30 protein-coding genes and 1 riboswitch are annotated in these 26,989 nt (G+C 46.3%); of the genes, 12 read left to right on the top strand and 18 right to left on the bottom strand.

All coding sequences use genetic code 11. From position 1 onward, the window contains the following. Positions 1–35: 35 nt before the first annotated feature. The 3 genes from IXB50_RS12180 to patD form a co-directional block, all read right to left on the bottom strand. Positions 36–1,664, bottom strand: coding sequence for an ABC transporter ATP-binding protein (locus IXB50_RS12180; RefSeq protein WP_215609242.1), 1,629 nt, complete (start codon positions 1,662–1,664; stop codon positions 36–38). A 76-nt stretch (positions 1,665–1,740) separates the two neighbouring features. Further along, positions 1,741–2,310, bottom strand: coding sequence for a zf-TFIIB domain-containing protein (locus IXB50_RS12175; protein WP_215609241.1), 570 nt, complete (start codon positions 2,308–2,310; stop codon positions 1,741–1,743). Positions 2,311–2,465: 155 nt separating this feature from the next. Beyond that, the gene (gene patD, locus IXB50_RS12170; protein ID WP_215609240.1) at positions 2,466–2,828 is read right to left on the bottom strand and encodes a heterocyst frequency control protein PatD; all 363 of its coding nucleotides are present in this window, start codon (positions 2,826–2,828) and stop codon (positions 2,466–2,468) included. A gap of 623 nt (positions 2,829–3,451) precedes the next feature. Here patD and IXB50_RS12165 point away from each other — a divergent pair. After that, complete coding sequence (locus tag IXB50_RS12165) at positions 3,452–5,743, top strand: RelA/SpoT family protein (protein ID WP_215609239.1); 2,292 nt, start codon at positions 3,452–3,454, stop codon at positions 5,741–5,743. 38 nt (positions 5,744–5,781) lie between these two features. On the opposite strand, the gene IXB50_RS12160 is transcribed toward IXB50_RS12165, so the two are convergent. Together IXB50_RS12160 and mnmE are read right to left on the bottom strand one after the other, a co-directional pair. After that, positions 5,782–6,186 (bottom strand): VOC family protein, encoded by a 405-nt coding sequence (locus IXB50_RS12160; protein ID WP_215609238.1) that lies wholly within the window; start codon positions 6,184–6,186, stop codon positions 5,782–5,784. A gap of 60 nt (positions 6,187–6,246) precedes the next feature. Further along, on the bottom strand, positions 6,247–7,626 hold the full coding sequence (gene mnmE, locus IXB50_RS12155; protein WP_216867647.1) for a tRNA uridine-5-carboxymethylaminomethyl(34) synthesis GTPase MnmE: 1,380 nt from the start codon (positions 7,624–7,626) through the stop codon (positions 6,247–6,249). Positions 7,627–7,801: 175 nt separating this feature from the next. Between mnmE and IXB50_RS12150 the strand changes: the two genes are divergently transcribed. Together IXB50_RS12150 and IXB50_RS12145 are read left to right on the top strand one after the other, a co-directional pair. After that, the gene (locus tag IXB50_RS12150) at positions 7,802–8,338 is read left to right on the top strand and encodes a DUF2062 domain-containing protein (protein ID WP_215609237.1); all 537 of its coding nucleotides are present in this window, start codon (positions 7,802–7,804) and stop codon (positions 8,336–8,338) included. A 311-nt stretch (positions 8,339–8,649) separates the two neighbouring features. After that, complete coding sequence (locus tag IXB50_RS12145; protein ID WP_215609236.1) at positions 8,650–9,003, top strand: hypothetical protein; 354 nt, start codon at positions 8,650–8,652, stop codon at positions 9,001–9,003. A 17-nt stretch (positions 9,004–9,020) separates the two neighbouring features. On the opposite strand, the gene IXB50_RS12140 is transcribed toward IXB50_RS12145, so the two are convergent. Next, a complete protein-coding gene (locus IXB50_RS12140) occupies positions 9,021–9,386 on the bottom strand; it encodes a single-stranded DNA-binding protein (RefSeq protein ID WP_215609235.1) in 366 nt (121 codons plus the stop codon). 240 nt (positions 9,387–9,626) lie between these two features. Here IXB50_RS12140 and IXB50_RS12135 point away from each other — a divergent pair, with 240 nt between their 5' ends. From IXB50_RS12135 to mreD, 3 genes are all read left to right on the top strand, one after another. Further along, positions 9,627–10,667: a rod shape-determining protein gene (locus tag IXB50_RS12135; RefSeq protein WP_036053271.1), complete on the top strand. Its 1,041-nt coding sequence runs from the start codon at positions 9,627–9,629 to the stop codon at positions 10,665–10,667. 178 nt (positions 10,668–10,845) lie between these two features. Beyond that, on the top strand, positions 10,846–11,637 hold the full coding sequence (gene mreC, locus IXB50_RS12130; RefSeq protein WP_215609234.1) for a rod shape-determining protein MreC: 792 nt from the start codon (positions 10,846–10,848) through the stop codon (positions 11,635–11,637). 38 nt (positions 11,638–11,675) lie between these two features. Further along, on the top strand, positions 11,676–12,248 hold the full coding sequence (gene mreD / locus IXB50_RS12125) for a rod shape-determining protein MreD (RefSeq protein WP_215609233.1): 573 nt from the start codon (positions 11,676–11,678) through the stop codon (positions 12,246–12,248). 84 nt (positions 12,249–12,332) lie between these two features. On the opposite strand, the gene IXB50_RS12120 is transcribed toward mreD, so the two are convergent. From IXB50_RS12120 to pirA, 5 genes are all read right to left on the bottom strand, one after another. Beyond that, positions 12,333–13,106 (bottom strand): HAD family hydrolase, encoded by a 774-nt coding sequence (locus IXB50_RS12120; RefSeq protein WP_215609232.1) that lies wholly within the window; start codon positions 13,104–13,106, stop codon positions 12,333–12,335. Between the two features lie 287 nt (positions 13,107–13,393). Continuing rightward, positions 13,394–13,843 carry a D-aminoacyl-tRNA deacylase gene (gene dtd / locus IXB50_RS12115; protein ID WP_215609231.1) on the bottom strand — a complete coding sequence of 150 codons (450 nt, stop codon included), beginning with the start codon at positions 13,841–13,843 and terminating at the stop codon, positions 13,394–13,396. Further along, positions 13,843–15,039, bottom strand: coding sequence for a CobW family GTP-binding protein (locus IXB50_RS12110; RefSeq protein WP_215609230.1), 1,197 nt, complete (start codon positions 15,037–15,039; stop codon positions 13,843–13,845). Before IXB50_RS12110 ends, dtd begins: the two co-directional genes overlap by 1 nt. Positions 15,040–15,150: 111 nt before the next feature. Then, positions 15,151–15,654: a tellurite resistance TerB family protein gene (locus IXB50_RS12105; protein WP_246564441.1), complete on the bottom strand. Its 504-nt coding sequence runs from the start codon at positions 15,652–15,654 to the stop codon at positions 15,151–15,153. A 97-nt stretch (positions 15,655–15,751) separates the two neighbouring features. Further along, complete coding sequence (pirA, locus tag IXB50_RS12100) at positions 15,752–16,174, bottom strand: arginine synthesis PII-interacting regulator PirA (RefSeq protein ID WP_215609229.1); 423 nt, start codon at positions 16,172–16,174, stop codon at positions 15,752–15,754. Between the two features lie 33 nt (positions 16,175–16,207). Further along, positions 16,208–16,317, bottom strand: a riboswitch (Glutamine riboswitch). A 330-nt stretch (positions 16,318–16,647) separates the two neighbouring features. Here pirA and IXB50_RS12095 point away from each other — a divergent pair. Then, the gene (locus tag IXB50_RS12095) at positions 16,648–17,535 is read left to right on the top strand and encodes a 6-carboxytetrahydropterin synthase (protein WP_215609228.1); all 888 of its coding nucleotides are present in this window, start codon (positions 16,648–16,650) and stop codon (positions 17,533–17,535) included. 190 nt (positions 17,536–17,725) lie between these two features. Here IXB50_RS12095 and IXB50_RS12090 read toward each other — a convergent pair whose 3' ends face one another. The 4 genes from IXB50_RS12090 to rpmI are packed head-to-tail and all read right to left on the bottom strand — an operon-like array spanning position 17,726 to position 19,718. Beyond that, positions 17,726–18,274: a tetratricopeptide repeat protein gene (locus IXB50_RS12090; protein ID WP_215609227.1), complete on the bottom strand. Its 549-nt coding sequence runs from the start codon at positions 18,272–18,274 to the stop codon at positions 17,726–17,728. A 58-nt stretch (positions 18,275–18,332) separates the two neighbouring features. Beyond that, the gene (locus tag IXB50_RS12085; protein WP_326520786.1) at positions 18,333–19,046 is read right to left on the bottom strand and encodes a transporter substrate-binding domain-containing protein; all 714 of its coding nucleotides are present in this window, start codon (positions 19,044–19,046) and stop codon (positions 18,333–18,335) included. 60 nt (positions 19,047–19,106) lie between these two features. After that, a complete protein-coding gene (gene rplT / locus IXB50_RS12080; protein WP_215609225.1) occupies positions 19,107–19,460 on the bottom strand; it encodes a 50S ribosomal protein L20 in 354 nt (117 codons plus the stop codon). A gap of 60 nt (positions 19,461–19,520) precedes the next feature. Beyond that, positions 19,521–19,718 carry a 50S ribosomal protein L35 gene (gene rpmI / locus IXB50_RS12075; protein WP_215609224.1) on the bottom strand — a complete coding sequence of 66 codons (198 nt, stop codon included), beginning with the start codon at positions 19,716–19,718 and terminating at the stop codon, positions 19,521–19,523. Between the two features lie 157 nt (positions 19,719–19,875). Between rpmI and IXB50_RS12070 the strand changes: the two genes are divergently transcribed. The 3 genes from IXB50_RS12070 (at position 19,876) to IXB50_RS12060 (ending at position 21,852) form a co-directional block, all read left to right on the top strand. Continuing rightward, entirely contained in the window at positions 19,876–20,427 is a 552-nt protein-coding gene (locus IXB50_RS12070; RefSeq protein ID WP_215609223.1) for an adenylate kinase, read from the top strand. A gap of 86 nt (positions 20,428–20,513) precedes the next feature. After that, positions 20,514–21,263, top strand: coding sequence for a DUF561 domain-containing protein (locus IXB50_RS12065; protein WP_215609222.1), 750 nt, complete (start codon positions 20,514–20,516; stop codon positions 21,261–21,263). A 160-nt stretch (positions 21,264–21,423) separates the two neighbouring features. Continuing rightward, positions 21,424–21,852: an NUDIX hydrolase gene (locus IXB50_RS12060; RefSeq protein WP_215609221.1), complete on the top strand. Its 429-nt coding sequence runs from the start codon at positions 21,424–21,426 to the stop codon at positions 21,850–21,852. Positions 21,853–21,900: 48 nt separating this feature from the next. Here the strand turns inward: IXB50_RS12060 and IXB50_RS12055 are convergent, their stop codons facing one another. The 3 genes from IXB50_RS12055 to IXB50_RS12045 form a co-directional block, all read right to left on the bottom strand. Continuing rightward, positions 21,901–22,704 (bottom strand): ankyrin repeat domain-containing protein, encoded by an 804-nt coding sequence (locus tag IXB50_RS12055; RefSeq protein ID WP_215609220.1) that lies wholly within the window; start codon positions 22,702–22,704, stop codon positions 21,901–21,903. 212 nt (positions 22,705–22,916) lie between these two features. Continuing rightward, positions 22,917–23,909, bottom strand: a complete 993-nt coding sequence (locus tag IXB50_RS12050) for a ribose-phosphate pyrophosphokinase (RefSeq protein WP_326520785.1) — start codon at positions 23,907–23,909, stop codon at positions 22,917–22,919. 683 nt (positions 23,910–24,592) lie between these two features. After that, complete coding sequence (locus IXB50_RS12045) at positions 24,593–24,904, bottom strand: DUF3067 family protein (RefSeq protein ID WP_215609219.1); 312 nt, start codon at positions 24,902–24,904, stop codon at positions 24,593–24,595. 403 nt (positions 24,905–25,307) lie between these two features. Here IXB50_RS12045 and petC point away from each other — a divergent pair, with 403 nt between their 5' ends. Together petC and petA are read left to right on the top strand one after the other, a co-directional pair. Continuing rightward, a complete protein-coding gene (petC, locus tag IXB50_RS12040; RefSeq protein ID WP_215609218.1) occupies positions 25,308–25,850 on the top strand; it encodes a cytochrome b6-f complex iron-sulfur subunit in 543 nt (180 codons plus the stop codon). A 55-nt stretch (positions 25,851–25,905) separates the two neighbouring features. Beyond that, the gene (petA, locus tag IXB50_RS12035; protein ID WP_215609217.1) at positions 25,906–26,874 is read left to right on the top strand and encodes a cytochrome f; all 969 of its coding nucleotides are present in this window, start codon (positions 25,906–25,908) and stop codon (positions 26,872–26,874) included. The last annotated feature ends 115 nt before the right edge of the window (positions 26,875–26,989 follow it).

The following is a 26,989-nucleotide window of genomic DNA, read 5'->3' as shown; positions in this document are numbered from 1 at the left end:
TGGAAAATGATTTAGATTTAAGTTGAATATTCTGATTACTTTGCTAGGAGAGGGGCCGCAGATAATAGGGCCTGCGTGTAAGGATGCTGTGGATACTTAAAAAGCTTTTCCGTGGGTTCTAGCTCAACGATTTTTCCACTGTTCATGACGGCGATGCGATCGCAAAGGTACCTGGCCACCCATAAATCATGGGTAATAAATAGATAGGTCAGCTCTAACTCATCTTTAAGTTCTAGCATTAGTTCTAATACCTGGGCCTGGACACTAGCGTCCAACATACTTACCGGTTCATCACAGATGACCAGTTTAGGCTTAGTAATCAAAGCCCGAGCGATGGCCACTCGCTGTTGCTGACCACCCGATAAGTCACTGGGATAGCGATGATAGTAATCTTCAGTCGGTGTTAGTTCCACCCGTTTAAGCATGGCGTGCACCTGCTTTTTGGCCTCCGATGCACTGGCTAAGCCGTGAATAATTAATGGATCAGCAATCCCTCGACCGATCGTCATCATTGGATTGAGGCAGGCATGTGGATCCTGGAAGATCATCTGAAAGTTGCGGCGTTGGGTCTGGAGCTCAGGCCTTGACATCCCTACCAGGTTTTGACCCAGAAACTCTACACTGCCTGATGTGGGTGGAATAATCTGCATCAGGGTACGGGAAAAGGTACTTTTGCCACAGCCAGATTCTCCGACGAGTCCCAATACTTCACCGGGTTGCAACTCTACAGAAATACCATCGACAGCCTTAATGATTTCTGGTGGCGTGCGATTGAAAAGTTTTGAGAGTAGATTTTGCTCAATGGTGTAGTGCTTGACTAGATCCTGCACCCGTAACAGGGGTTCGATGGCGTTCTGGGTTTCTTCAATTTCATCGACTTCGTAATTTTGCAACTGATGGGCTGCCTGCAGCAATGATTGGGTGTACTTTGCCTGGGGCTGATACAACACCTGCTTAGTGGTGCCTAGCTCCACCAGTTTGCCCTGGTACATGACGGCGATGCGATCGCAATATTCTCCTACCAAGGCCAGGTCATGGGAAATCAAAATCAGCGCCATGTTTTGTTCACGACATAGCTGCGTCAATAGATCTAAGATTTGGGCCGAGATGGTTACATCCAAGCTAGTGGTAGGCTCATCGGCCACAATTAACTTGGGTTTGAGGAGCAGTGCCAGAGCAATGGCTACCCGCTGACGCATACCGCCGCTAAATTCATGGGGATACTGCTCCCAGCGACTGGCTGGGATACTGACGGATTCGAGGGTTGCGATCGCGATATCTTTAGCCGTCTGTTTTGATAAATCAGAACGATGAGCCAGCAGGGTTTCCACACAGTGATCCCCAATCGTCATCAGCGGATTAAGGCGTGTCATTGGATCCTGAAATACCAATGACACAGCTTCCCCACGAAAGTGCCGAACTTCCTGGGGCGAAAACCTGAACACGTCTTGCCCCTCAAATAATGAATGACCTTGGGTGCGACTATTACTAGGTAATAAACGCAGTGCTGCTCGTCCCAACGTTGATTTTCCACAACCTGACTCTCCTACCAACCCAAGCATTTCTCCAGGTTGAAGTGATAGAGATACCTGCTCAACTGCCCAGTTTTCCTGCCGTGGATAGGCCACACAGAAACTATCAAGCTGTAGCAGTGGGGGAGTCATAACAAAGGTCAGACACGTCTAACTTATTAAATGAATCAGATGGTATTGAAGAGTTTAGCAGGCAAAGTTCCGCTGCTTATTGCTCAAATCGTCGCATTAAATAGGCCACGCCAAAATCTCCATTGGGGTGTTCTTCTAGAAGCTTGGCAAGTTCAAACAGTTTCTCTGAAATCTCAGACCCCAGTTTTTCTGCTGTGGCTGTGCGCTCCCGAAACTCAGCTTCGGCATTGCGTACATAGCTATGCCATTCATCTGTAAACAGGACTGGAACATAGGCACTGAGACCCAGTTGATCTAATACAGCCCATTCCCCATCGTCACACCAAATTCCTCTGCAACCGGGACAGCGTTCAATGAAGAAAGCAATCTTCTGCAGATTTATTCGCTCACGCACCAGGTAAAAGCCACAGTTGGGACATAGTCCAGCGCGGTTATCGTAGCGAGAGGGCTGATAATCAACGTCACGGTTAATCGGTACCGTCAAACTATTAATCGTTCGGGAGGGATCAGCGTGGCTAAGTTGCCAAGTTTGATAATCTTCAGCGGTGACCCAAGAGCCATTGCATGTAGGGCATTGATGGGCCTTGAGTCCTTCTACCATTTGGCCTGTCAGTAACGACTCCTGCGGATGTTTCGGACAGAGCATCGACCTCAGTGATAAAGTGCAAAATCGCATGGTTGGCTACCGTAATGCTCGGTCTAACCTATCTCCACATCCAGACTGTAGTTTTTCACCGGTGAAAACTCAAGGTTTATCGGCATACTTGCTCGTCACCTCTATTATTGATGAAGTAACACCCGCTATGACTGTACCCCCATCAAAAGGTTACTTAAGACCTGGGTAAAGCCTTGTAACTGGTCTAACCGTTGTTCAATTTGAGCTAGGCGTTGTTGACGCGTATTGCCATGACGCGAGGCTTGAGCAAAGCTGATTTCTATGGCTAAAAGCCTCATATGACGGTGGATTTCTGTTGTGGCTGCATGCCATTGAGACTGTTGATGAGGGAGGTCTAACTGGCTAATGGTGCTCCACAAATTTTGAGTAAAAAATGTTTGGAGCCCACTAGCTTTCTGGGGCATTGATGCTTGACCGATCGCTCTTTGTAGCTGAGTCAACAGGGCTTCATAACGACGGATGGCTTCAACGGCACTGGTAAATGTCATGATTTAATAATAATGTAAGAGTTTAATAAGACCGGGGCAACCCAATTTTTTACTACTGCTGATTGCAGATAAGAGTCGCTCAGTTAATTAGGCGATAAATCTGAACCTGAAAGATAAAATCATGCCGGGGATCAGCAGCGGTCATTTTTTACATATAGCTTTTATATAAGTAGTGCACGGTTCTTTTTTCAGACGCTTATCCTAATAAATAAGTAAGGTGCTCCTGAGAATAAAGCTAGCTAGGTTTCCGAAATATTTCCGAAATTTAGAGGTTCGTTAAGAGAATCAAGTCTAATTATTTGCTAGTGGTCAGTTGCAAAACCAGCATCAGGCTTATAATTGTAAGAATTTATACTCTTCTTACTCCGGAAATGGGCAAATAGTCTTGGGCAAGATATCGCCTGAAGAGTTGGCGAATCTCACTACAGGAAAAATTTCACATAACGGCAATAAAACCAAGACAGATGATTGCAAGCTGGCTGGATTAGATAGCTGAACTCTGGGGTTTCTGACTTCTTTATCGGTATAGCTGCAATTGAGTGTGTTGACCACGTTCAACCACCTGTCTGTATTAACGGCGAATATTGGCCTTATCAGTTTTTAACCTTCCTCTTCTACCTACCATGATCTCAGCAGTGCCTGTTCTTCCAAATGACTGTACCTTACCCACTTGGCTCAGGTCTTGCATCCTGGAACACAGCCAGTTGGCTGAGGAAGGGGATCATGAAGCTTCGATCGAGCTCCCTAAAGATAATAATCAGCTTGTATGTCGGGCGTTTGAGTTTGCCTATCAACTGCATAAGGGGCAAATGCGTGCGTCTGGGGAGCCATACATTGCCCATCCGGTAGCTGTTGCCAATATCTTGCGTAGCTTGGGTGGAGATAGCGCCATGATTGCAGCAGGATTTTTGCATGACGTTGTCGAAGATACCGATGTGACTGCAGATGAGATTGAAGCCCATTTTGGTGCTGAAGTTCGTCAGATGGTGGAGGGGGTAACCAAACTCTCAAAGTTTCAATTCAACAGTAAGACTGAACGCCAGGCTGAAAACTTTCGCCGCATGTTTTTAGCAATGGCTCAAGATATTCGAGTCATTGTTGTCAAACTGGCAGATCGTCTCCACAACATGCGTACATTGCAGCATCTACCCCCTGAAAAGCAACGACAAAAGGCATGTGAGACCATCGAGATTTTTGCTCCCTTAGCTAACCGTTTAGGGATCGGTCGGATCAAGTGGGAATTAGAAGATCTTTCCTTTAAGTATTTGGAAGAGTTGGCTTATAAGGAGATCAAAAATCTAATTTCTGAGAAACGTACAGATAGAGAATCTCGACTGAAACAGGTTGCCGGATTATTGGAAACACATCTGGAGGCTGAGGGGATCAGCTGTGTTGAAATTAGTAGTCGTCCCAAGCATCTTTACAGCATCTATCGTAAGATGCAGCGCCAGCAGAAAGATTTTCATCAGATCTATGACATTGCTGCCGTGCGCATTATTGTCGGTACCAAAGTGGAATGTTATCGTGCGTTGGCAGTGGTTCACGATAGCTTTAAGCCGATTCCTGGTCGGTTTAAGGACTATATCGGTTTGCCTAAGGCCAATCGTTATCAGTCACTGCACACAGCCGTGATTGGTGCTCAGGGCCGCCCTATTGAAGTGCAAATTCGCACAATGGACATGCATCGGGTGGCAGAGTATGGGATCGCGGCCCACTGGAAATATAAGGAGACTGGCAATAGCAATACTAAGGTAAATGCTGAAGATGAAAAGTTTACCTGGTTACGCCAGCTATTGGAATGGCAGAGCGAACTCAAAGATGCTCAGGAGTACCTGAGTGATGTAAAGGATAATCTTTTTGATGAGGAAGTTTATGTTTTTAGCCCTAGAGGCGATGTCTTTTCCCTGAGTCAAGGCGCTACCCCCGTTGACTTTGCGTATCGTATCCATACTGAAGTAGGAAACCACTGTGCTGGTGCGAAGGTAAATGATCGCATTGTCACGTTAGATACTCAGCTTGAGAATGGCGATATTGTTGATATTCTGACCAATAAAAATTGCCACCCTAGCCTCGATTGGCTCAACTTTGTTGTCTCTGCCGGTGCGCGCAGTCGGATTCGTCACTGGTACAAACAGTCTCACCATGATGAGAATATGACCCGTGGCCACGCCATGCTGGAAAAGGTGATGGGACGCGATGGTTTGGACGCGTTGCTCAAATCCGCCCCTGCTCAAGAAGCTGCCCAACGTAGTAATTATCCCTGTGTTGAAGATATGTTAGCTGCCTTGGGCTATGGCGAGATCACCCTTAACTCGGTGGTGAATCGTTTGCAGGAAGCCATCAAACAGTTGCAACCAGTTAAAGAGGTTGATGATGAAACCCTAGCGGAGCAGATTAACGATGGTGCAGTGGTACGTACCCGTTGGGGTGAAGGTGCTGGGGGTAATGATGAGTCCGGTAGCTCCATTATGGGTGTCGAAGGGCTGTTACACCATATTGCTGGTTGTTGTAATCCGCTGCCAGGTGAATCCATTATTGGTGCGGTGTCTATGGGGGCTCGAGGCATAGCTATTCATCGCCAGGGATGTCCTAATGTGGCCTCTATCCCTGGGGATCGTTTGATCCCAGTCCGTTGGAATGCCCCAGATGCAGTGGCCGGTCGAGCGCCTACCTATCCAGTGATGCTCAAGCTAGAGGTCATTGATCGAGTGGGTGTGCTCAAAGATATTTTGAGTCATCTATCGGATCTGAAGATTAATGTCCATCGGGCTACGGTAACGACCTTTCCAGATCAGATTGCTGAGATTGATCTGGGGATTGATGTCAAAGACCATACTCATTTTGAGCGTACGGTTAAAAAATTGCGCAAGATGACGGACCTGTTGAAGCTAAAGCGGATTAGTCAGATGGATTAGATTGCCAATCCATCGTAGGGAGGTTGCATACAACCTCCCTACGATGAGGACTGATGCAAAATTAGGCGATTACCGGCGGGGTCGTAGGCGTAGATTTCTTGACCGTGGCTGGCATGGATAATGTCGTCGGGTGGGGCATAACCGAGGCCAGTTAGAGTTGAGATCGTACTCTCTAAATTCTCAACTTCCAGGCATAAACTCATGCTGCTAGCGGGTTTAGAGAATTCCTCGGTGTGATCGGCCCTAGGCTTAAACAGAGCCAGCTTTAGGCCTGGTAGTGAAAACTCTGCGTATTGCTCAGACTCATGGGGGGAGGGCGGATACCCGAGTAGGTTCTGATAAAACTCTACTAACTCCTCTAAATTTTCATGCGCCAAGGTGACATATGCGGTTTGAATTGTACTTTGGTGGGTGTTGTTCACCTGCCGTTTCTGCTTGTCCATTGGGTTATTGTTTTAACTTTCGATATGCCGTAAGTTTTAGGGCACCACAAGGGACTATCCCTACTTACCAATACAAAATCGGCTAAAAATCTCATCTAGCATTGACTCGGTCATTTCTTCACCGGTCACTTCTCCCAGGGCTCGAATGGCATCCCTGAGGTCAATGGTCCAAAAATCTAAGGGCAGAGCCGCTTCTATGGTTGCATGGACCTGTTTTAGTGAGCGTTGGGCACGGGTGAGAGCTGCTGCCTGACGCTGATTGATGGCTAAATCGATATTGGCCGCATGGACGTTGCCAGCATGGACAATGGTGAGGATGGCCTGCTCGAGCGCGTCAATACCTTTGCCCTCTGCTGCAACTGTATGCACTATTGGCGCATCGGTGATGGGCAGACCCATGGGGGTCCCTAAATCCACCTTATTCACGACTAAGATATGGGGTTTGTGTTTAATGTCTTTGTAGAGCAAGGTTTCCGTTTCCGTCCAGCCTACGGCGCTATCTACGGTCAGCAACACAACATCGGCACTTTGGGCTGCCGTTTGAGAGCGTTCAATACCGAGCTGTTCTACCTGGTCTGTGGCATTACGAATACCTGCGGTATCTAATACTTGTATAGGAATACCGGCAACGACTAATTGCGATTCCACTACATCACGGGTGGTCCCAGGAAGGTCCGTGACTATGGCGCGATCGCAACGACTCCACGCATTGAGTAAGCTAGATTTTCCCACATTCGGCTGGCCGACGATGGCCACCTTGAGTCCGGTGCGTAGAAGTTCTCCTTGGTGAGCCGTCGCTAAAATTTGGTCTAAATCAGCCAAAATTGACTCTAGCTTTTGCTTCACAGCATTTTCATTCAGGGGTGGTAAATCATCGGCAAAGTCAATGCGAGCTTCTACTTCTGCTAGTACATCTAAACAGTGACTACGACAGTGACGAATCACATCCGTTAACTTGCCTTGGATGCCGGCCAATGCGGCTTGAGCCGCTTGAGGCGATTGAGCTCCGACTAAATCAGCAATCCCTTCAGCTTGGGTTAGATCGAGACGACCATTAAGAAAAGCACGCAGGGTAAATTCTCCTGGTTCAGCTAGTCGGGCTCCTTGGGCAATACATAGCTGGAGTACCTGTTGTACGGCCATAATGCCACCGTGACAATGAAATTCCACCACATCTTCGCGGGTATAGGAGCGGGGCGATTGCATAAACAACAGCAGGGCCTCGTCTACGGTTTGCTGGGTGTTGGGGTGGTGAATATAACCATAGAGAATGCGATGACTTTCCCACTGTCCAGAGCTTTGAAATAGTTTTTGGCCAATGGTTATAGCTGAGGCTCCTGATAGTCGCACAATGCCGACACTGCCCTGTTGCGGCACAATTGCAGTTGCGATCGCAGCAATAGTTTCTCCCTGAATAATTTTTCTATCTTGACCTGGCAAGTGAGCTTCCTCCAGCTAATGCCAACTTGTAACAATACCTTATGCCGCCTGTTCAGCAGGACCATAGGGAATTACCAAAGTTGCCACTGTTGTCATAATTATTACTATGTAATCTACTAGTAGCCCATCGAGCGTCGGTCTGCTTTGCATTTATCACTTCACAAGGAATCCAACCGTGGCGGATCCAAATAGTCCTTCTGACGATCAACGGACCAATGCTCTCCGAGCGCACAAAAGATCATTCCATTCCCGGCGCAATATTCTTTCTAAGATGCGGCGTCTGGTCAGATACGTCTATATCCGTTTTATCCGGTTACGAAGCCATCCTCGTGCTATTGCTAGGGGGGTGGCAGCAGGAACATTTGCCGGTAGTTATCCCTTGTTTGGATTACAGACCCTGCTTGGTGTTGCGATCGCTGCTGCCGTTCGTGGCAATAAAATTGTGGCAGCTGCAGGTACTTGGATTAGTAACCCTCTCACTTACGTTCCCATATACGCCTTTAACTATCAGGTGGGTCGCTGGATTTTAGGACAATCTAATGAAGCTAATCTGACGGGGCGCTCCCCTCAAGAATGGATGAACCTTGGCCTTGATATTACGGTTGCTCTTATGGTTGGCAGTACTCTTGTGGGACTTGTTTTAGCAATTATTAGCTATTATATCGCCCTCAATTTGGCATATAACCTCCGATCCAACCGTAACAATCGCTAACCCTAGAGTTTTGGTGCTAGGAAGAAACCCGTTAAAATGCAAGAAATTGATTCCAAAATAGATAGATTTAGCTATAACTATAATTAATGTACGTTTCAAAGTACACTAATTTCGATTAGAAGGAATTGATCAAATGTAACCGGCAATCCGATATTACTTTTGACAACTTTAGACAATATAGATTAGGGTTCGTTTATTAGTACTAGCTAATAATATGTAGAGAGGTATTCCCGGAGGCCCTTATTTCTCATTAATTTAGCTAGCTGGTCAATCCTGGCGGCTTTTCCAGAATTCCCTTTTTTCTCAGTGAAATGTTCCCTAATACAGCCAGCCACACCATCAAATACCGTATTAGCTGCCAGCAGAGCGCTCGAAAAGCTACTCGTGTCACATTGCGAGAAACTGCGCCTCGTAACCATAATCGTTTGAAGCCATATTTGTACGCAGCTAACTACACTGTAAAAAGCATTGATGAAGCTTATCAGCTACTACGTGAATATCTCTACACTAATGGTGTGACCGCTGTTGAAGACTTAGACTTTCCAACTCGGGGGAAAATCGAAGTTGTCCCTGGTGCTGCTTGGTCTGGTTTTCAAGCCAATATTAAGGCCGATGGAGATGCGACTGATAAGGATGCCGATAGAAGCAATCGTTTGGCAAGCTAGGAAGAATTTCTAATTCCCTAAAATTGCTCGTCATCATAACTGCCTGTCATGGGAGCAGCGTTATCACGTTTAGAACCTAATAGGTCGAGGCGCTCTACTCGAATAACAGGACTAGAACGTTGTGCTCCTGTGTTTCGATCTTGCCAACTGTCAAGCTTGAGGGAGCCCACCACACCGACTAGACTACCTTTACGTACATAGTTGGCAGCTACTTCAGCATTGCGTCCCCAAAGTTCTAAGTTGAACCAATCAGGTTGGTCACTATTGCGAGTACGCCGATTCACGGCAATTGTAAATTTGCACAGCACGTTGCCTGATTCAAAATAGCGAACTTCAGGATCCCGTCCTGCTCGACCTACAAGGTTTACTACATTTAGACTCATCGCTCTTTCAACCGCAACTGTGTTAACTACTTTATATGCGAGACATGTGCTGCCATCTAGAATTATCCTTAATAGTCACACTGTGATTAAAATCATGGTCCACAAACTTCTATCATGATTAGAATTTTAGACTGTGTAACCTTGGAGTATGGTAGTTAACGCAGAAAGTAATAAAATCCACACCAGTTTACAAATCGTTCATTTGTCTTTTCATAGCTCGTTTGGGGGCACGTCATACCAGTGAGTTTACTCGATCGCTTTTCATTCTCCCGTGACATGGGCATAGACCTGGGTACTGCTAATACTCTGGTCTATGTTTCGGGTAAAGGCGTTGTCCTACAGGAGCCCTCTGTTGTCGCCAGGGATAAGGACGGCAAGCCCTTAGCTGTAGGAGAAGAAGCTAAGCGGATGCTAGGCCGGACCCCTGGCAATATCACAGCCCTGCGCCCCCTACGAGACGGTGTGATTGCTGATTTTGATACTGCTGAGCTGATGCTCAAGCATTTTATAAAACGTGTACATGAAGGACGTGCTTTAGGCATGCCTCGTATTGTGATTGGTATTCCCAGTGGTGTCACTGGTGTCGAGCGTCGTGCAGTGATGGATGCGGCTTTGCAAGCTGGAGCTCGGATGGTTTATCTGATTGATGAACCGGTGGCAGCTGCTATTGGTGCGGGATTGCCTGTAGCTGAGCCTACTGGCAACATGATTATTGATATCGGTGGAGGCACCACTGAAGTTGCTGTTCTGAGCTTACAAGGGACTGTCCTGAGTGAGTCGGTCCGTGTTGCTGGTGATGAATTGAGTGATTCCATCTCCCAGTACATGAAAAAAGTTCACAACTTGGTTATTGGTGAACGGACTGCTGAAGAAATCAAAATAAATATTGGCTCCGCTTACCCGAGTCCTAACGACGGTGAAATCGTTTTAGATGTGCGTGGATTGCATCTACTGTCCGGTTTACCTCGAACAGTCACTGTAAAAAGTGCTGAAATCCGTGAAAGTATGGCAGAGCCCCTGTCAGTCATCGTTGAAGCTGTGAAACGAACCTTGGAGAGAACACCACCGGAGTTGGCAGCTGATATCATCGATAGGGGTATTATGCTGGCAGGCGGTGGAGCGTTGCTCAAAGGCCTAGATACTTTGATTAGCCATGAAACCGGTATTGTTGTCCATGTCGCAGCTGATCCGCTAAGCTGCGTCGTCTTGGGCACCGGACGTGTTCTGGAGAACTTCAGTCAAATGGAGCGTGTATTTAGTGCTCGCTCTCGCGATCTGTAGAGGGTCTTCTGGAACGTATATTTAGAGCTCGCTCTCGCGATCTGTAAAGGTTTTTCTGGAGCATGTATATAGCGCGCGCTCGTGATCTGTAAAGGTTTTTCTGGAGCATGTATATAGCGCGCGCTATCTATAGAGTTCTTAGGGACGATTAATTGACAACGATTTTGCAAATTAAACGATGTTTGCACTAAGACGCTGGTGGGATAGGTATGCGACAAGGGCTGGTATTGCTACCCTTGTTATTGGTCTAGCCTGGGCAATGCGTCAGAGTCAAGGAGCTGTGATCTATGAGATTTATCAGGTTTTAACCTCTCCGCTGCATCCTGGACTGACCCAAGCAGAACGTTTGGAAAATGCTTATATTCTTGAACTGCAGCAGCGGGTGATTGAGTTAGAAAATCAAAACCAGGGTCTGCGGGAAAATATCAACTATGCCGATAGCCAGGGCAAAGTAACGATTGCTGCCGTGATTGGTCGCAGTGCCGACAATTGGTGGCAACAAATTACGGTTAATAAGGGTAGTTCAGATGGAGTGACTGAGGGAGATATGGCCACGGGACCTGGTGGTCTTGTCGGTCGAGTGCTCAGTGTTTCCCCTAGCACTAGTCAAATTTTGCTAATTACCGATCCAACCAGCCAGATGGGGGTCAAGGTGAGTCGTAGTCGTGCCTTGGGTGTTGTCCGTGGCAATGTCGATGGTCGTGTAGTCATGCAATTTTTTGAAACCACACCTGATGTTAAACCAGGTGATGTCATTGTCACATCTTCCTATAGTCGATTGTTTCCCCAGGGAGTCCCCGTTGGACGCATTGAAAGCATGGATTTGAAGAAGAGTCCAGCGCCTGAAGCTGTAATTCAGTTGTCGTCTCCCCTAAATATTCTGGAGTGGGTTACGATTCATCCCTTTGAAGCGAAAACAGACGTCAATGCACCTCCAGCCGAGATAGTGGACGATAAAGCAACACCGTAGTCCTTGTATAGTCTTACCTTAGTCCTTATCCATTAGCTATGACCGTCTCTAAAGGCAAGGCTACACTGACTGATTTTCAGAAAACGTGTCTGAATATCGTCATTGTCATTGGTTCCTGTTTGATTTGTCTGCTGCTATCGCCCATGCGGTTTCCTGGAATTGAGCTCTTAGGGGTGTCTCCTAACTGGTTGCTCATATGGGTAGTCATCTGGAGTATTCACTATCCAATTTTTGATGGTGCGATTGCAGGGATTGTGCTTGGGTTGCTTCAGGACGGTTTGACCGGGCCTTTTCCCACCCATGCTTTAAGTTTGATGGTGGTCGGTATGTTGACTGCGAGGCTGCAACGTCAGCGTATCATTCAGGAAAATGTAGTTTTAGTGGCGTTTATCGTCTTTGGAATGGCAGTAGTTGGGGCTACAATGATGGCGCTTCAAATGAGTTTCCGACATATACTGTGGCCAAATTCGCCTTATCTCAACCTTTGGCAAATCTGGCGTACCCATCAACGAGTCGCCCTGAGCTCAGCTATTCTTAGCAGTCTATGGACACCGGCTCTATACTACCCTCTTCATCATTGGTGGAAGGGATATCTTAAGGCGAAAAATTAGCTGTAGAGAGCGGGCTGTAAATCACTTAGACATAGCCTTTTTCTATTGCTATCAAAAATTCGCTATGTCAAAAATCTTGGATGCTTACGCGGCTTGTAAAGCCTGATTTATTCGTCGACTTTGTACTGCTTTGAGCAATGTGGAATTGATGGACGTTGGCTGATATCGCTTGAGATAGTCGTGGCTACGAATACCATTGGTAAGAGCAACGGTGACTATACCCGCTTGTTGTCCTGCGATAATATCCGCTTCAGTATCGCCAATCATACACGTGGGATATATCTGATAGCCCTGTTTTTTCTGGGCTTCAATAGCGCATTTGAGTAAGGCAACTTTTTGATCTGCTCGATTTAAATGGGCTGCATTAATGTCAGAGGCCCCAAAAATTTCGTCAACGTATTGAATGAGATCGTTAGCTTGTAAAAATGCCTGTACCTGACGAGGGTGACGTAGGGTTACTAGCACTAAGCGAATACCTATACGTTTGAGTTGCTGTATAGCTATTTCAGCCCCAGGTTGTAGGGTATCCCATTGCAGCAGATGAGGATGATTTACGATGCGCTGTACCTGCTGCAATAGTGTATCTACTAAGTCTTCAGGTACACCTGATCGAATAGCAATGTCGATGTCTGCTACCCGATTGCGTTTCATCCACCAAAACTGATTTTTTGACAAAATTTGGAGGGGTAAAGCTTCTCCACTGGTTTCTTGGTGACTGGCTTGTAGTGTTGATAAGCCGAGTCTATAGGTCCGATAGTAGCGCTCTGAAACATCTACAATTGGACCGTCGAAATCACAGAACACCACTTGCCCAGAAGGCATTTGCAACGAGGTCATCTGATTAATACTACGCAGCATAAAGGGAATTGGGGTAGTCGGATTCCGGCATCGTCTCTATGAAGGCTTGCCAGTTCGCTTAATGTTTCTTTACCTTATCAAGCCAACCCGGAACCTGCACAATTGCATTAAAAGAAAATAAAGTGTCACAATGCCCTAAGTCCTTATGTGGCAACTTTTGTGACTAGAGAATAACTGAAACCGGTTGTCCCCCGGCATGAACTGAGAAATCAGGACTAGTGCATTGACAGAGACTCTCCAGGGGAAAATCATGAAATCCTTCAGTGGCGTCTCAGGCAAAAGTAAGACTATTGAGAATTTCGATCTAACACTAATGTCACTGGGCCATCATTTGCAATGGAAACTTGCATATGAGCTCCAAATTGTCCTGTCTCTACCTCTAACCCACTTTGACGTAGTTTAGCTAGGAACTGTTCATATAGCTTTACGGCTTGCGTAGGAGATGCGGCCTGGTCAAATGAGGGCCGTCTACCCTTGCGGCAGTCGCCATAGAGTGTGAACTGACTGATCACTAACAAAGACCCCTGAATATCTTGAACTGATAAATCAAATTGGCCTGAGTCTTCTGCCGGGAAGAGCCTTAAAGATAGGCATTTTTGTGCCATCCAATCGAGCTCTACTGTGGTGTCAGTTTCAGCGATCCCCACGAGTAGATTAAGGCCACGACCGATACGACCGATCACTGCACCCTCTACCGATACCTGGGAAGAAGAAACCCGTTGGACGATGACACGCATTAGCTGCCAAAACCCCTACCGCGACTTTGGGATTCTAGACAAAAGCACTTTTCAATTTCAGCTTCTAGATCATCATGATCGAGATTTTGACCGATCAGTACCAGCTGTGTTTTATGAGGACGGCCATTCCACTCTTCATCTTCTAGGGAAAAGCGTTTACCGCTGAGATGAAAGATATGCCGCTTTTCACTCTCGTCAAACCATAAAATTCCCTTGGCTCGGAAGACATTATCTGGCAGCTTGTTGTCCAAAAAATGTTGAAACTTACGAATTGCTAAGGGCTGATCTCGAGCGATGGAGATCGATGTAAACCCATCGACATCTAAGTGAGAGTGATGATGTTCGTGATCATGATCGTGCTCACAGTGACCATGATCATGATCACAGTTGGAATGGTCTTGGTGTGAATGTTTGTCATGATGATGTGCATGCTCCCCATGCTCATCATCATGATCATGCTCGCAATGGCCATGGTCGTGGTCACAGTTCGAGTGATCATCATGGTTTTGTGCGTGCGCATCCTTCTGAGTGGGCTCAAAATACTTATCAGATTCAAATAAGCCCACGCTCAGAATTAGTGGCAAAGGTACTTGGGATTGGGTGGTGCGTAAAATGCGAGCACCTTCTTTGATATCACGGACCTTTAGCTCTAATAGGTCTACATCACCTTCATCTACCAAATCTGTTTTGTTCAGCAGAATAATATCACCGTAGGCAATCTGATTGTGAGCGGCTTGGCTATTGAACAAATCCACACTGTAGTTTTCTGAATCGACTAGTGTGACGATGGAGTCTAACCGTGTTAGATCCCGCAGTTCTGTTCCCAGAAATGTGAGGGCCACTGGCAATGGATCGGCCAATCCAGTCGTTTCTACCACTAGGTAGTCAATTTTATCCCTACGTTCTAGTACCTTATAAACGGCCTCCAATAGATCATTATTGATGGTGCAGCAAATGCAACCATTACTCAGCTCGACCATGGTGTCGTCACCTGTGGTGATGAGTAGGTCATTATCGATGCCAACTTCCCCAAACTCATTTACTAAGACGGCGGTTTTTAGCCCATCTTGATTGGTCAAGATATGGTTCAGTAGAGTGGTTTTGCCGCTACCCAAAAAGCCGGTAATGATGGTGACAGGCAATCCGTGTTTGGAGTCATCCATCTGTTTGGGGGGAGCTGAGATGACGGCAGTCATAGGAATGAATTTTGAGGTAGGTCAATTGTCAGGACTATTATCTCGTATTTGTTAGAAATTGAGGTTGAGGCTTCACCGAAGTAAAGATTTTCTTTGGAGAAAGTATCCTTTTCAGCCACGATTTTTTACTGTCATGACTTCAACAATTGTCAGGGCACGTTCACTAGGAATTTCTAGAATGCGATGGAGATCGTCCAGGAATGCCTGTTCTTGAGGGGTAACATTGCCATCGGCAAGGACTAAATCAGTGGCTAAGGCAAAGGCTGTCGGTTTTAGTTCGGTGGGTAGAACTGTATTAGCAGCCTCTACTAATCGGCTAGGTCCATGCTGCTGTAACTGCTGCAGTAAGCCATCTTTCATGCGATTGACCATTTCAGTAGAGTAGCTTTTGAAGAGCCGCATGCGGCTGAGTAGCATGTCCATTTCACGACCTTCTTGATCGGAGAGGTATCCATCAGCTGCGATCGCAACCAAGCAAATTGCCGCCAAAGCTTCTGCCGGACTTAGGGACAGCGACTCTGGCGACGGGTCAAAAACCTTGTCAAATAGCCCCATAACACCCTTAAAAAATAAGACCTGGCTCTGGATAATCAGACCAAGTCTATTGTGAAGCATGATGGAAATAAAAAGGAGAAGCTATATTAGCCTCTCCTTAACTTACTCTAGCCACAAATCTAGGGAACTTCAGCTCATGCCCTGTTAGGTGCTGCCCTTAAGCCATCTGACGCATTTCATCTTCTAGCTGTTGTAGCAAGTTAATGTTTCCTTGCTCACGTGCGACAGTAATACGATGCTCTAAAGATCTTTGAATACTGTCACTATGGCTGCGAGCCGACTCACGCAATAGCTGACGACGCTCATCCATTAGAGGCGTAAGTTCTGCTAACTTGCGTTGAAACGCAGAAAACACAGACTTGGTCCCATTTTGCTCAACTGTTTGGCGTTGACCATGACGGTTGATTTGATAAGTTGCACCGCGATAAGTTAACTCTGCCTGAGTTTGAGGAAAGGGAACGTGGCGCACATAGGTATAGCGATGACTGCGGCCCCGATAGTTACAAAGAATGTCGCTTTCAGAAACCTCTAACATAGGCGGATTGTGGTCGTATTCGATACCACGGTAAGTAAGTTTCATAAGTGTGTCTCCTCCTGAATAAGCACTGGTATTAGTGCGTTCCTTCGGGCAGACCAATACAACCTATGGGACAATAGCCGTACAGGTTAACCCTACTTCCGTCTCATCGTTGAACAAGGGAAAAGTTCGCGGAGATGAACGAGGATGTTTCTGTATCTATTTTTACCGTTTCTAGCTTAAATTAGCAACTCCTGATATTTTTGATTAGAAATCCTGAACAGTATATTTCTCAAGGTGTTCTGGAGTTTTTGGGTTTGCTAGAGCCAAATATTGTGTCAAAACTTCATGACCCTTGCGATTGATGCTCCAATTTTTTCCAGTGATTTGCTCGGCCACACTAAAGAGCCTAAAAGCGTCTCCAGCATTGACGAAATTGGGGTGATCCGGACAGCAATATCTCTCATCTATGGTCTATGCTGGGGTAAAAGATGTTAGCAAAAATTAATATTTGACGTGCTGTTTTTGGTAATTCTATGAAATGCACTATCAACCGCCGGGCTCAGTTTTCTGCCAGCCATCGCTACTGGTTGCCTGAGCTGAGTGACGCTGAAAACCAGGCCAAATTTGGTCTGTGCACCCGTGCCCCAGGTCATGGTCACAACTATGAGTTGTTTGTCTCCATGGAAGGTGACCTTGATGAGTACGGCATGGTATTAAACCTGTCCGATGTGAAGAGGGTCATTAAGCATGAAGTGACTAGCCAGCTGGACTTTTCATATCTCAATGATGTCTGGCCCGAATTCCAAATTGATCGACCTGAGGCAGGATTGACCACCACCGAGAATATTGCGCGTGCCATTTGGCAGCGGCTTGCGCCCCATCTGCCGATTACCAATGTTCAACTGTTTGAAACGTCTAACCTCTGGGCCGACTACCAAGGAAACGATATGGAAGCCTATCTATCTATCTCCACTCATTTCAGCGCTGCTCACCGTTTGGCTTTGCCAACGCTAACGCTGGAGCAAAACAGCGAAATCTATGGCCTATGTGCTCGCATTAATGGCCATGGTCACAATTATCATCTTGAAGTGACCATCAAGGGTGAGATGGACCCACGTACAGGCATGATTGCTGATCTAGTAGAGTTTCAGAAAGCGGTTAATACTTATGTGGTGAAACCCTTTGACCACACATTTTTGAATAAGGATATTCCTTATTTCGCTGAAGTTGTACCTACTGCTGAGAATATCGCCATCCACATTCGTGATCTACTGCGTGAGCCCATCAAAGAGATCGGAGCTAGTCTGCACAAGGTGAAACTCATTGAGAGCCCGAATAACTCTGCTGAGGTCTACTGTGAGGATGCTGCTATATCTATGACTCCAAAACAGACTGCTACACCAGAACTAGCTGCTGTTTAGCTGATCTGTTTTGTTGATTAATCAGTCCTCCCTAATGCCGCATTGAGAACGGTATTAGGGAGGACTTGCTTATTTTATCTATTTCTAACCAGCAGAGCTCGCAGTAAAAATGCCAGATTAAAGCCTTATGATTTTAATTGCGTTCTGTTAGTCTGCAAATTTTCCCTCTGGTAGTTTTCTGGGGGAGAAGCTACTGTTTTACATTCATGGGAATGGCCACGCGCTTGCGCAAGGACTGTGCCCGACGCTTAGCTGTTGCATTTTCGGGTTCTATTTTCAATGCCTGATCATAACTTTCTAACGCTTGGACAGTGAGTTGTTTTTTCTCATAGCTGTGGCCCAAGTTGTTCAGAGCAGTTACATAGCCTGGAGCGATTTTCAGGGCTGCCTTGTACTGTCGAATGGCAAGGTCAAACTGGCCTTGAGCAAAGTAGGAATATCCCAGTGCGTTATAGATCAGAGGTGCGTTTTCAGCTTCTTCCTCTTCTGTGAGTGCTTTAAGGGCCTGTTGCATGTAGAGAACTGACTGAGAAAATAGTTTTTTATCGAGTAGCAGGCTACCTAACTCGTAATATTCCTGAGCAGTTCCTTTCTCTTTGGTTAGCTTATTTTGTAAACGACCTAATGTGGTCTCAATGCGGCGAGTCTTAAATACCTGGCGAATGATGAAAAAGGCTGACAGTCCTAGCAGAGCTAGCAAGATGCCTAGGTAGGTCAGAAATAGAGTGCTATTTTCCATGAACTCGCTTAATCGGTTAGTGCGTAAGTTGGTTGTTTAGGATATTCTCCCATGGTAGCTATCGTAACCCCCAGTAGGTAGCCCGGTTTTGTAACCAACCTTCGTCATCCCATTGACGAAGGGCATCATTAATTGCTCGACGCAAATCGTTGTATTGAGTCCCTTTGGGAATTGCGATCGCAATTGGTTCCACCGAGATCACCTCATCCAGCAGTCGATAACGATTATTCTGTTGCTGCCAGCCAGCCAGCAATGACGTGTCCCCCGCAAAAGCATCCACCTGGCCACTATTCAGATTAGTAATCGCCTCTTCATAGGAAGATACCGTCATTATTCTTGCGGTGGGTAACTGATAGCGTACGTTAGCTAGAGTACTGGTATCTGCCAGAACGGCAATGTGTTTAAGATCATCCAGGTTCCTGATCAGAGATGAGGTAGTAATAAAACCTGTGCCATCTAAGTAGTAGGGCTCGCTAAAGCTAGTAATGCGCTGCCGTTGGGAGGTGATCGTGATGGCTGAGATCGCAATATCTACATCATTATCCACTACCACATTGACCCGGTTTATATTGCTAACAGGGAGAAATTCGACTGCTGTTTCGTCTCCCAGTAGATCTCCTGCTAACCGACGAGCAATATCAATTTCAAACCCCTGTAAATTGCCCATGGCATCACGATAACCCAGAGGATACCAATTATCTTTCACGGCCACAATGAGCCGACCGCGTGATTCAATATCTGCCAATTCAGCAGGTACAGCAATTGGGGGCACAGTAAGCTGTGCCCCCAAAAGTAAACCTATGCCTAGAAAATATCGCCACATTTGGCGATGCTAGCCCTTCTTAACAGCTAACTCAACCACCTTAGTAAAGGTGGTTGGATCCAAAACTGCCATTTGGGCCAGCATTTTACGGTTGATATCAATATTGGCTGTCTTTAGATCGCCAATCAAGCGGCTGTAGGTAGTGCCGTTGAGGCGAGCGGCTGCATTGATGCGAGTAATCCATAACCGACGAAAATCACGCTTCTTATTGCGACGATCTCGATAGGCATACCGCAGGGCCTTCATTACCTGCTGGTTAGCCGTCCGGAAGAGTTTAGAATGGGCTCCCCGATAACCCTTCGCAAGCTTGAGGATTTTCTTGCGGCGCTTGCGAGCTACATTGCCGCGTTTTACACGTGCCATACTAGGTCGTTATTTAGCTAGAAAAACAATTGAAAGGTAGAGTCGTTCTATGGAACGACTCTACAAATAAGGCATCATCCCTTCGATGTTAGGTACATCAGCATCTACCACAACAGCTTTTTGGGACAAACGATTTTTTCGTCCAGAGGACTTGTGCTGCAAGAGATGATTCTTAAACGCCTTGCGACGCATAATCTTCCCGCTTCCGCTACGGCGGAAACGCTTGGCAGCAGCCCGGCGAGTCTTAAGCTTGGGCATGGTTTCAGTTTATTTACACTTTAAAAGTTTTACACGGTCTACAAGTCTACTATGTTTGCTGGAATTGCTTCAATAGCCCAGACAAGAATTATCTGAAACAATGACACTCCATGGGTAATTCAAATTACATTAGACGCATATTATAGGAGTATGAGTTATGCGGTTAGTGATGTTAGGGGGGCCAGGCTCAGGTAAAGGGACTCAAGCCAAAAAGCTCAGTGAACATTTTAATATTCCTTGGATTTCCACAGGAGATGTTTTGAGAGCCGAAATTGCAGCAGATTCGTTACTTGGGCAGCAGGTTGCAGAAACTTTGGCACGTGGCGAGCTAGTGTCTGACGATCTAATGATTGATTTTATTAAAGTGCGCTTACAGCAACCCGATGCAGCTCAAGGTTGGGTTTTGGATGGCTATCCCCGGACAGCATTCCAGGCCGAAGAACTAGACTTCTTTTTGGAAACCCTAAATGTTCAGGTGCATTATGTGATTTGGTTAGAGCTCTCGGCTCATGCTTTGATTGAACGCTCCGAAAATCGGGGAGCAATTGACGATAATCCTGATGCCCTCCGCCGTCGTATTGAAACATTGGCGGAGACTACGATGCCTATGCTTGAATACTACGATTATCGTCAGCGACTAATGCGAGTTGATGGTAATCAGCCTCCTGATGATGTGAAGCGAGATATTTTGTCAGGCCTCAGTAGATAAGTCCCCAAGGGGGGATCGATTCTTTACTGTTGCCTGCCCCAACCTCTGGCACAATAGCCCTGACCGATCTTGTCCGAGAAAGACCTATGACTATCCACTCCGACCTCCATGCTGCCTTTTCTCAAGGTCATGCGCTCAAAATTATTAGTGGTTTGGCTAATTTTGATACAGCCAATGTTTTAGCTGTAGCTAAGGCTGCTCAACAAGGAGGTGCTACGTTTGTCGATATTGCAGCAGATGCTGAGCTGGTGCGGCAGGTAAGTCAGCATACGAGCCTACCCATCTGTGTCTCGGCTATTGACCCTGAGGCTTTTCTCGCACCAGTTGCGGCAGGTGCCACATTAATTGAAATTGGTAACTTTGATACTTTTTATGCTCAGGGCTTAAAATTTGATGCCCACGATGTGATGTCCCTCGCTCAGCGTACCCGTGAGTTTTTGCCCCACATTACGCTATCGGTGACAGTACCCCATACTCTGCCTCTTGATGAGCAGGTTCAACTTGCTGAAGACTTGGTGGCTATGGGGGCAGATATTATTCAAACTGAAGGGGGTACTAGTAGCCATCCCATCCATTCTGGCAGTATTGGTTTGATTGAGAAGGCTACACCTACGTTAGCCGCTGCTCACGCCATTTCCCGTGCTGTACGGGTACCTGTGCTCTGTGCATCTGGTATTTCGGATGTCACGGCTCCTATGGCAATTGCCGCCGGAGCTGCTGGTGTTGGCGTCGGTTCTGCCGTGAATAAGCTAAAGAACGAAATTGCCATGGTTGCTGCCGTTCGTCGCCTACGTGAAGCTCTCCATACAATAAGTTGTTCGACAGAGAAGGTTTAGCGGTAGGCACCTTGAGGATTCAGAGCCAGAAGGACTTGATAGCTTTTTGGCTCTGGCCATTGATGTCAACTTGCCTGAGGCAGGAAAATACGTTCAAGCTGTAGCCTGTCACTATTTCTTGGTGACAATTTTGACCGTGGACAAGGTTTAAAGGGAAATTATGGGCAAACCACGTATTCGTCCCATTGCCCTCGGCTTAATTAAGCATCAGGGGCATGTCTTTGTTAGTAAAGGCTATGACACGATTAAAGATCAGGCGTTCTACCGTTTTCTAGGTGGGGGGATAGACTTTGGTGAAACCAGCATTGACGCCCTCAAACGAGAGTTTCAGGAAGAAATTCAGGCAGAGCTAACCAATATTGAATATCTGACTTGCTTAGACAATATATTTATCTGTGGTGGTAAGCCTGGTCATGAGTTGATTCAGCTATTTCGGTGTGATTTTGTAGAGTCGTGTTTTTATCGTTTGGACCATGCTTATCCTCTGATAGAAGGCAAGGAAACGAAGGAAGCTATCTGGATATCCATTGACCAGGTGCGCTCAGGTCAACTGAATTTAGTTCCTCAGAACTGTCATCCTTATATTTAAGTGATTTAGTGATTTATATTGGTTCCTCGATGATTGCCAGGAATCGTCCTACATTGCCTGTCTGATCATCGTAATGATTGCACGATTGCCCTGGGCTCTGGCCAGACTCAAGACGCTGACCCCACGCTCACTGATGTGGGGATTGGCATTATAGTTGAGTAAAAGTCTGACCAGTTCAGTATTGCCAACTTCTACCGCCCGATACAGTGGATTGCCCAGGTTCGGGTCAGCATTTCCGTCTAGCAAGAGTCGGGCAATCGCTAGGTTTCCAGTTTCAACAGCTTTGTAGAGTGACGTGGTGCCAGCAACCTGGGCATTCGCATTCGCACCACCTCGGAGTAGCAGTCTAACAATATCGATATTTCCCATCTCAGTGGCCCGGTATAGGAGAGGGACACCGTAGTTGGTACGGCGATCGGGGGACGCGCCAGCATTAATCAAGATCCTTACGAGGTCGAGATTGCCCATGTCTACCGCTCTGCCTAGAGCGGTTTGTCCACCGGCGCTGACAACATCAACATTAGCTCCTCGCATAATTAACAACTGAACAATAGCGCGATTGCCTTGCTCGGTTGAGATCGCAATAGGATAACCGACGTAACGATTCCCTGCATCCACACTGGCCCCGCGATTGAGGAGCGCTTCAACCTGTTGAATATTGCCACGATGAACGGACTCAAGTAGCTGTTGGTCTAGCGATGGTAAGCCAGCTTGCAGTGAGCCTGCCTCAGCAACGGACTCAGATAGGACTATGGCAAGACGCTCTGTTTGCGTTTGAATGAGTTTAGGGTTAAGTACACCAACGGCTAGCAGAGCACTAGCCAATTGAATGATGGATGTGCTTTTTACCATGGGTTCTAAACGTTAACATACTTACAGTCCATGACTTTCCCGGTAAAGTTTCCAGGGAAATTAAAAGACTGCTAGCCTTCATCACCTCCTTATGCATATAAGGTGCTTAGCATCCATATGACTAATTGTGTATGAAGCGAACGGCCTAAAAAAATGGGGCAGGTTTTATAAAAACCTACCCTTTAAAAAACAATGACAATTGATGATATTCCTTAGCGAAACATGCTGCTGACAGAACTCTCCTCGTGGATCCGCCATATGGTTTCCCCGAGTAAGTTCGCAATTGTCAGGGTGGTCAGCTGTGAAAATTGACGATCTGGGGGGACTGGGATGGTGTTGGTAACAATAACCTCTTCAAATACTCCGCTTGATAAACGCTCTACTGCGGGGGGCGAAAATACTGCGTGAGTCGCACAGGCATAGACCTGTCTGGCCCCTTGCGCTCGCAATAACCTTGCACCTTCAGAGATCGTACCGCCGGTATCGATCATGTCGTCCACTAATACGGCTGTCTTACCATCAACATCGCCAATGAGGTTCATTACCTCAGCCACATTGTGTGCTTGACGACGTTTATCAATGATTGCCAGTGGGGCGTCATTGAGCCGCTTAGCAATTGCTCGGGCTCGAGCAACACCTCCTACATCGGGAGATACGACTACCAAATCACTAAGATGCTTACTAGCCAGATAGTCGACTAAGACCGGAGCACCATATATATGGTCGCAAGGAATATCAAAATAACCTTGAATCTGAGATGAGTGTAAATCCATTGCTAGCACACGATTAGCGCCAGCTTTGGTAATCAGGTTGGCGACCAGCTTAGCGGTAATAGACTCTCGACCAGCTGTCTTACGATCAGCTCGGGCATAGCCATAGTAAGGAATCACTGCTGTAATCTGACGGGCAGAGGCTCGCCTACAGGCATCGATCATGATGAGCAATTCCATCAAATGATCGTTTACAGGGCGGCATGTTGGCTGAATTAGGTAGACATCACAACCACGAATTGACTCTTGGATTTGAACGTACAGCTCACCATCGGCGAACTGTTTACGTACCATAGGTCCTAGGTCCATTCCTAGGTACCGAGCAACCTCCCTGGAGAGAGCTGGATTTGATGAGCCTGAAAATAACTTTAGGCGACTATTGTCTTCCAAACTTGGCAGAGTGGGTTTAGTAGGCAGTGTTGCAGAGCGGATCACGGCAGGCCCTCAAAGCATACTTAGCGAGTTCAAGCAAATCGTAACATCGGTCTTAGAAAAATCCGATCGGATTTTTCCTAAGTGAGATATTTCTTCGAAACACACGAATATCTGTGTTGATACGTGGAATCGGCAACGGTATTTTAAAGTGTGACAAATTGCTCAATGAGGTAAAAAAGACATGTCCTGACCATAGTGCATGTGCCTATTAGCCTTATTAAGGCTATTTTCGCCTTTGACTATTGGACTGACTCGATTGAATTTGCCCAATCTTCAGAACTCAACCCTAAGATAAAAAATCTTATATCATAGGGTTAGAAATTGATTTGTATCGCTCAAATTATGTCTAATGACATAACCATTGGCTGTTTATTAGGAACAGTTAGTATCAAATTTGCAACCTTGCTGCTCTAAGTTCTAGCTTGCTTTTGTGCAAGTTCAGCATAGTTTAGAAGCGATTAAAGAGGGTTTGAAAGGTAGTTTTTAATTCAGGGACTTGAATTCAATAAATTCAAGTTTTCTAATTGTATCCTACAATACAATTGTGTCTTTCAATGCTATCAGAATGGGTGGCTGTTAGTAAATTCCTTTCACGATATTGTGCTTAGCGGATGATGGATAAGCGGATGAAATCGTAGGTAAATGTGGCTGGGTGAGTTCAGCTTGCTATACACGTGCGTCAATCAGGAGATTAGCCATTCTGAGGCTCTTCCACCTAAATCGATGGGAATGCTAACAGCTTTCCCTAGTCTGGGACGTTCATTGGTTTGTTTGATGGCTGTTTGTATCTGTGTTAAACAGCCCATGGCTTCGAGATACATCACAATTTCTTTCAAATGAGCTAAGTATTCTGCTTCATCCATGGGAAACGAAACCTGTTCTAGGTAGCGCCACATCACTTGAAAGAAAACCTTAGTAGGGGTTTTGCGGATTTGTACATCAAATGAGTATCCCCATTTATTGATGAGTAGTTCTTGGAAATCTTCAGGTGACATAGGGCGCTACTTTGTTTCCTGCTTTACATTTATTTACACAGTCTCAGATAGGTGATCATATTAGAGAAGTTACTGGGATACAGTTTTCAAGATTGATCGGGTGGCTGTTTGAGAGCTTTGATAACTTCAAGGTTAGTACCTTTATTCATAGTCTTTGAGGCAGAGGGCTAGTCAGGCTTCAGGTGCCAAAACTGGGTAAATGAATCTTGGTTACAGTGATTGTGACGATGAAAGCCTAGGAAGAACAGTTTATCTGAGGCGGCGAAATGTAATAATACTCATAGAAATTTGCAAACTTCTGTGACGATCTAAGCTGCAAATGTATTGCGTTTAACCGTTGCAGATGCTTTGCACTGGGCGATGCAGCCTTTGGATTCATACTCGCATACATAGTCTGATAGTTATGGCTCAAGCTTCTGGAAACCCTGATGTCCCTGATTTAGGGCGTCGCCAATTTATGAATCTGCTCACCTTTGGAGCAGCGACTGGGACGGCTTTGGGGGCTCTTTATCCCATCGTTAAGTACTTTTTGCCTCCGAGCAGTGGCTCGGCTGGTGGTGGTGTTACCGCTAAAGATGAACTGGGTAACGACGTGACGGCTAGCAGCTACTTGGATACCCATGGCGCTGGTGATCGTTCTCTGGTTCAAGGTCTGAAGGGTGATCCAACTTATTTGGTCGTAACTGACGACGGTACTCTTGATAGCTACGCTGTCAATGCAGTCTGTACTCACCTAGGGTGCGTTGTTCCCTGGAATGCTGGTGCGAACAAGTTTATGTGCCCTTGCCATGGTTCTCAGTATGACTCTACTGGTAAGGTCGTCCGCGGCCCTGCCCCTCTTTCTCTGGCATTGGCCAAAACGGATGTCGCAGAAGATGACAAGGTGATTTTGAGCGCTTGGACCGAAACTGACTTCAGAACAGGTGACTCTCCTTGGTGGGCCTAGGTTATCTGTTTTACTTGATTTCTCTCTACGTAATTGAATTGCTGGCGTGTGACGGATGAAATTTAATTTTTTAAGCGTGTTCAATAAGCTGCTGAAGGTCATTGTTTCTGGTGCAGTCGTTGCGATCGCAACCATGAGTCTTGTGCTAACCAATGCTCAATCGGCAGCGGCCTATCCTTTCTGGGCCCAGGAAAATTACGAAGTTCCAAGGGAAGCTACTGGCAAGTTAGTTTGTGCCAACTGCCATCTCGGTAAAAAGAAGACTGAGGTTGAGCTTCCTCAAGCTGTGTTACCTGACACTGTATTCGAGGCAGTGGTTAAGGTTCCCTATGATTTGGATTCTCAGCAGGTTCTAGGTGACGGTAGTAAAGGTGGGCTAAACGTAGGTGCCTTATTGATGCTGCCAGATGGTTTTACCTTGGCTCCTGACGATCGTATTCCTGAAGAAATGAAGGAAGAGATCGGGGGTACTTTCTACACTCCTTACAGCGCTGATCATCCTAACTGGCTCTTAGTCGGTCCTGTTCCTGGTGAGCAGTATCAAGAGATTATTTTCCCTGTGCTTTCTCCGGATCCGGCTACTGATAAGAGTGTGATCTTTGGTAAGTACCAGGTCCATGTGGGTGGTAACCGTGGTCGTGGCCAGGTTTACCCTACCGGTCAAGCTACTAATAATGTGGTTTATACGGCTTCTAAGGGCGGCATCATTACTGATATTGACAAGGGTGACTATGGTACAGAGGTCACTATCAAAACTGCAGATGGTGTCACTGTCACTGAAAGCCTACAGCCTGGCCCTGAGCTGATTGTGTCTAAAGGTGATGCTGTTGAAGCCGGTGCTGCTTTGACTAACGATCCTAATGTTGGTGGTTTTGGTCAGCACGATACCGAAATCGTTCTGCAGAGTCCGAACCGGATCAAAGGTCTCCTTGCTTTCTTGGCAGCAGCGTCTCTGACTCAGATTATGTTGGTGCTGAAGAAGAAGCAGGTTGAAACTGTGCAAGCGGCCAACATGACCTTCTAAAGGCTATTGTCTATCGGTTTTAATCGAAAATCTTATGGGGAAGGTTCCTATTGGTGCCTTCCTTTTTTTATGGAACGTTCTGTTTTATTCCTGGATTAGCAGCGGGGCTGTATCG

Origin of the sequence: Leptothoe spongobia TAU-MAC 1115, assembly GCF_018739885.1 — a bacterium.
Classification (GTDB): domain Bacteria; phylum Cyanobacteriota; class Cyanobacteriia; order Phormidesmidales; family Phormidesmidaceae; genus Leptothoe; species Leptothoe spongobia.
The sequence above is the reverse complement of the archived record's forward strand: the minus strand, read 5'-3'. Positions and strand labels throughout refer to the sequence as shown.

Coding starts and splice junctions, on each gene's coding strand:
- IXB50_RS12180 (WP_215609242.1), bottom strand. CDS start 1,664: ATGACTCCCCCACTGCTACAGCTTGATAGTTTCTGTGTGGCCTATCCA.
- IXB50_RS12175 (WP_215609241.1), bottom strand. CDS start 2,310: ATGCTCTGTCCGAAACATCCGCAGGAGTCGTTACTGACAGGCCAAATG.
- patD (WP_215609240.1), bottom strand. CDS start 2,828: ATGACATTTACCAGTGCCGTTGAAGCCATCCGTCGTTATGAAGCCCTG.
- IXB50_RS12165 (WP_215609239.1), top strand. CDS start 3,452: ATGATCTCAGCAGTGCCTGTTCTTCCAAATGACTGTACCTTACCCACT.
- IXB50_RS12160 (WP_215609238.1), bottom strand. CDS start 6,186: ATGGACAAGCAGAAACGGCAGGTGAACAACACCCACCAAAGTACAATT.
- IXB50_RS12145 (WP_215609236.1), top strand. CDS start 8,650: ATGTTCCCTAATACAGCCAGCCACACCATCAAATACCGTATTAGCTGC.
- IXB50_RS12140 (WP_215609235.1), bottom strand. CDS start 9,386: ATGAGTCTAAATGTAGTAAACCTTGTAGGTCGAGCAGGACGGGATCCT.
- mreC (WP_215609234.1), top strand. CDS start 10,846: ATGTTTGCACTAAGACGCTGGTGGGATAGGTATGCGACAAGGGCTGGT.
- mreD (WP_215609233.1), top strand. CDS start 11,676: ATGACCGTCTCTAAAGGCAAGGCTACACTGACTGATTTTCAGAAAACG.
- IXB50_RS12120 (WP_215609232.1), bottom strand. CDS start 13,106: ATGCTGCGTAGTATTAATCAGATGACCTCGTTGCAAATGCCTTCTGGG.
- dtd (WP_215609231.1), bottom strand. CDS start 13,843: ATGCGTGTCATCGTCCAACGGGTTTCTTCTTCCCAGGTATCGGTAGAG.
- IXB50_RS12110 (WP_215609230.1), bottom strand. CDS start 15,039: ATGACTGCCGTCATCTCAGCTCCCCCCAAACAGATGGATGACTCCAAA.
- IXB50_RS12105 (WP_246564441.1), bottom strand. CDS start 15,654: ATGCTTCACAATAGACTTGGTCTGATTATCCAGAGCCAGGTCTTATTT.
- pirA (WP_215609229.1), bottom strand. CDS start 16,174: ATGAAACTTACTTACCGTGGTATCGAATACGACCACAATCCGCCTATG.
- IXB50_RS12095 (WP_215609228.1), top strand. CDS start 16,648: ATGAAATGCACTATCAACCGCCGGGCTCAGTTTTCTGCCAGCCATCGC.
- IXB50_RS12090 (WP_215609227.1), bottom strand. CDS start 18,274: ATGGAAAATAGCACTCTATTTCTGACCTACCTAGGCATCTTGCTAGCT.
- rplT (WP_215609225.1), bottom strand. CDS start 19,460: ATGGCACGTGTAAAACGCGGCAATGTAGCTCGCAAGCGCCGCAAGAAA.
- rpmI (WP_215609224.1), bottom strand. CDS start 19,718: ATGCCCAAGCTTAAGACTCGCCGGGCTGCTGCCAAGCGTTTCCGCCGT.
- IXB50_RS12070 (WP_215609223.1), top strand. CDS start 19,876: ATGCGGTTAGTGATGTTAGGGGGGCCAGGCTCAGGTAAAGGGACTCAA.
- IXB50_RS12065 (WP_215609222.1), top strand. CDS start 20,514: ATGACTATCCACTCCGACCTCCATGCTGCCTTTTCTCAAGGTCATGCG.
- IXB50_RS12060 (WP_215609221.1), top strand. CDS start 21,424: ATGGGCAAACCACGTATTCGTCCCATTGCCCTCGGCTTAATTAAGCAT.
- IXB50_RS12055 (WP_215609220.1), bottom strand. CDS start 22,704: ATGGTAAAAAGCACATCCATCATTCAATTGGCTAGTGCTCTGCTAGCC.
- IXB50_RS12045 (WP_215609219.1), bottom strand. CDS start 24,904: ATGTCACCTGAAGATTTCCAAGAACTACTCATCAATAAATGGGGATAC.
- petC (WP_215609218.1), top strand. CDS start 25,308: ATGGCTCAAGCTTCTGGAAACCCTGATGTCCCTGATTTAGGGCGTCGC.
- petA (WP_215609217.1), top strand. CDS start 25,906: ATGAAATTTAATTTTTTAAGCGTGTTCAATAAGCTGCTGAAGGTCATT.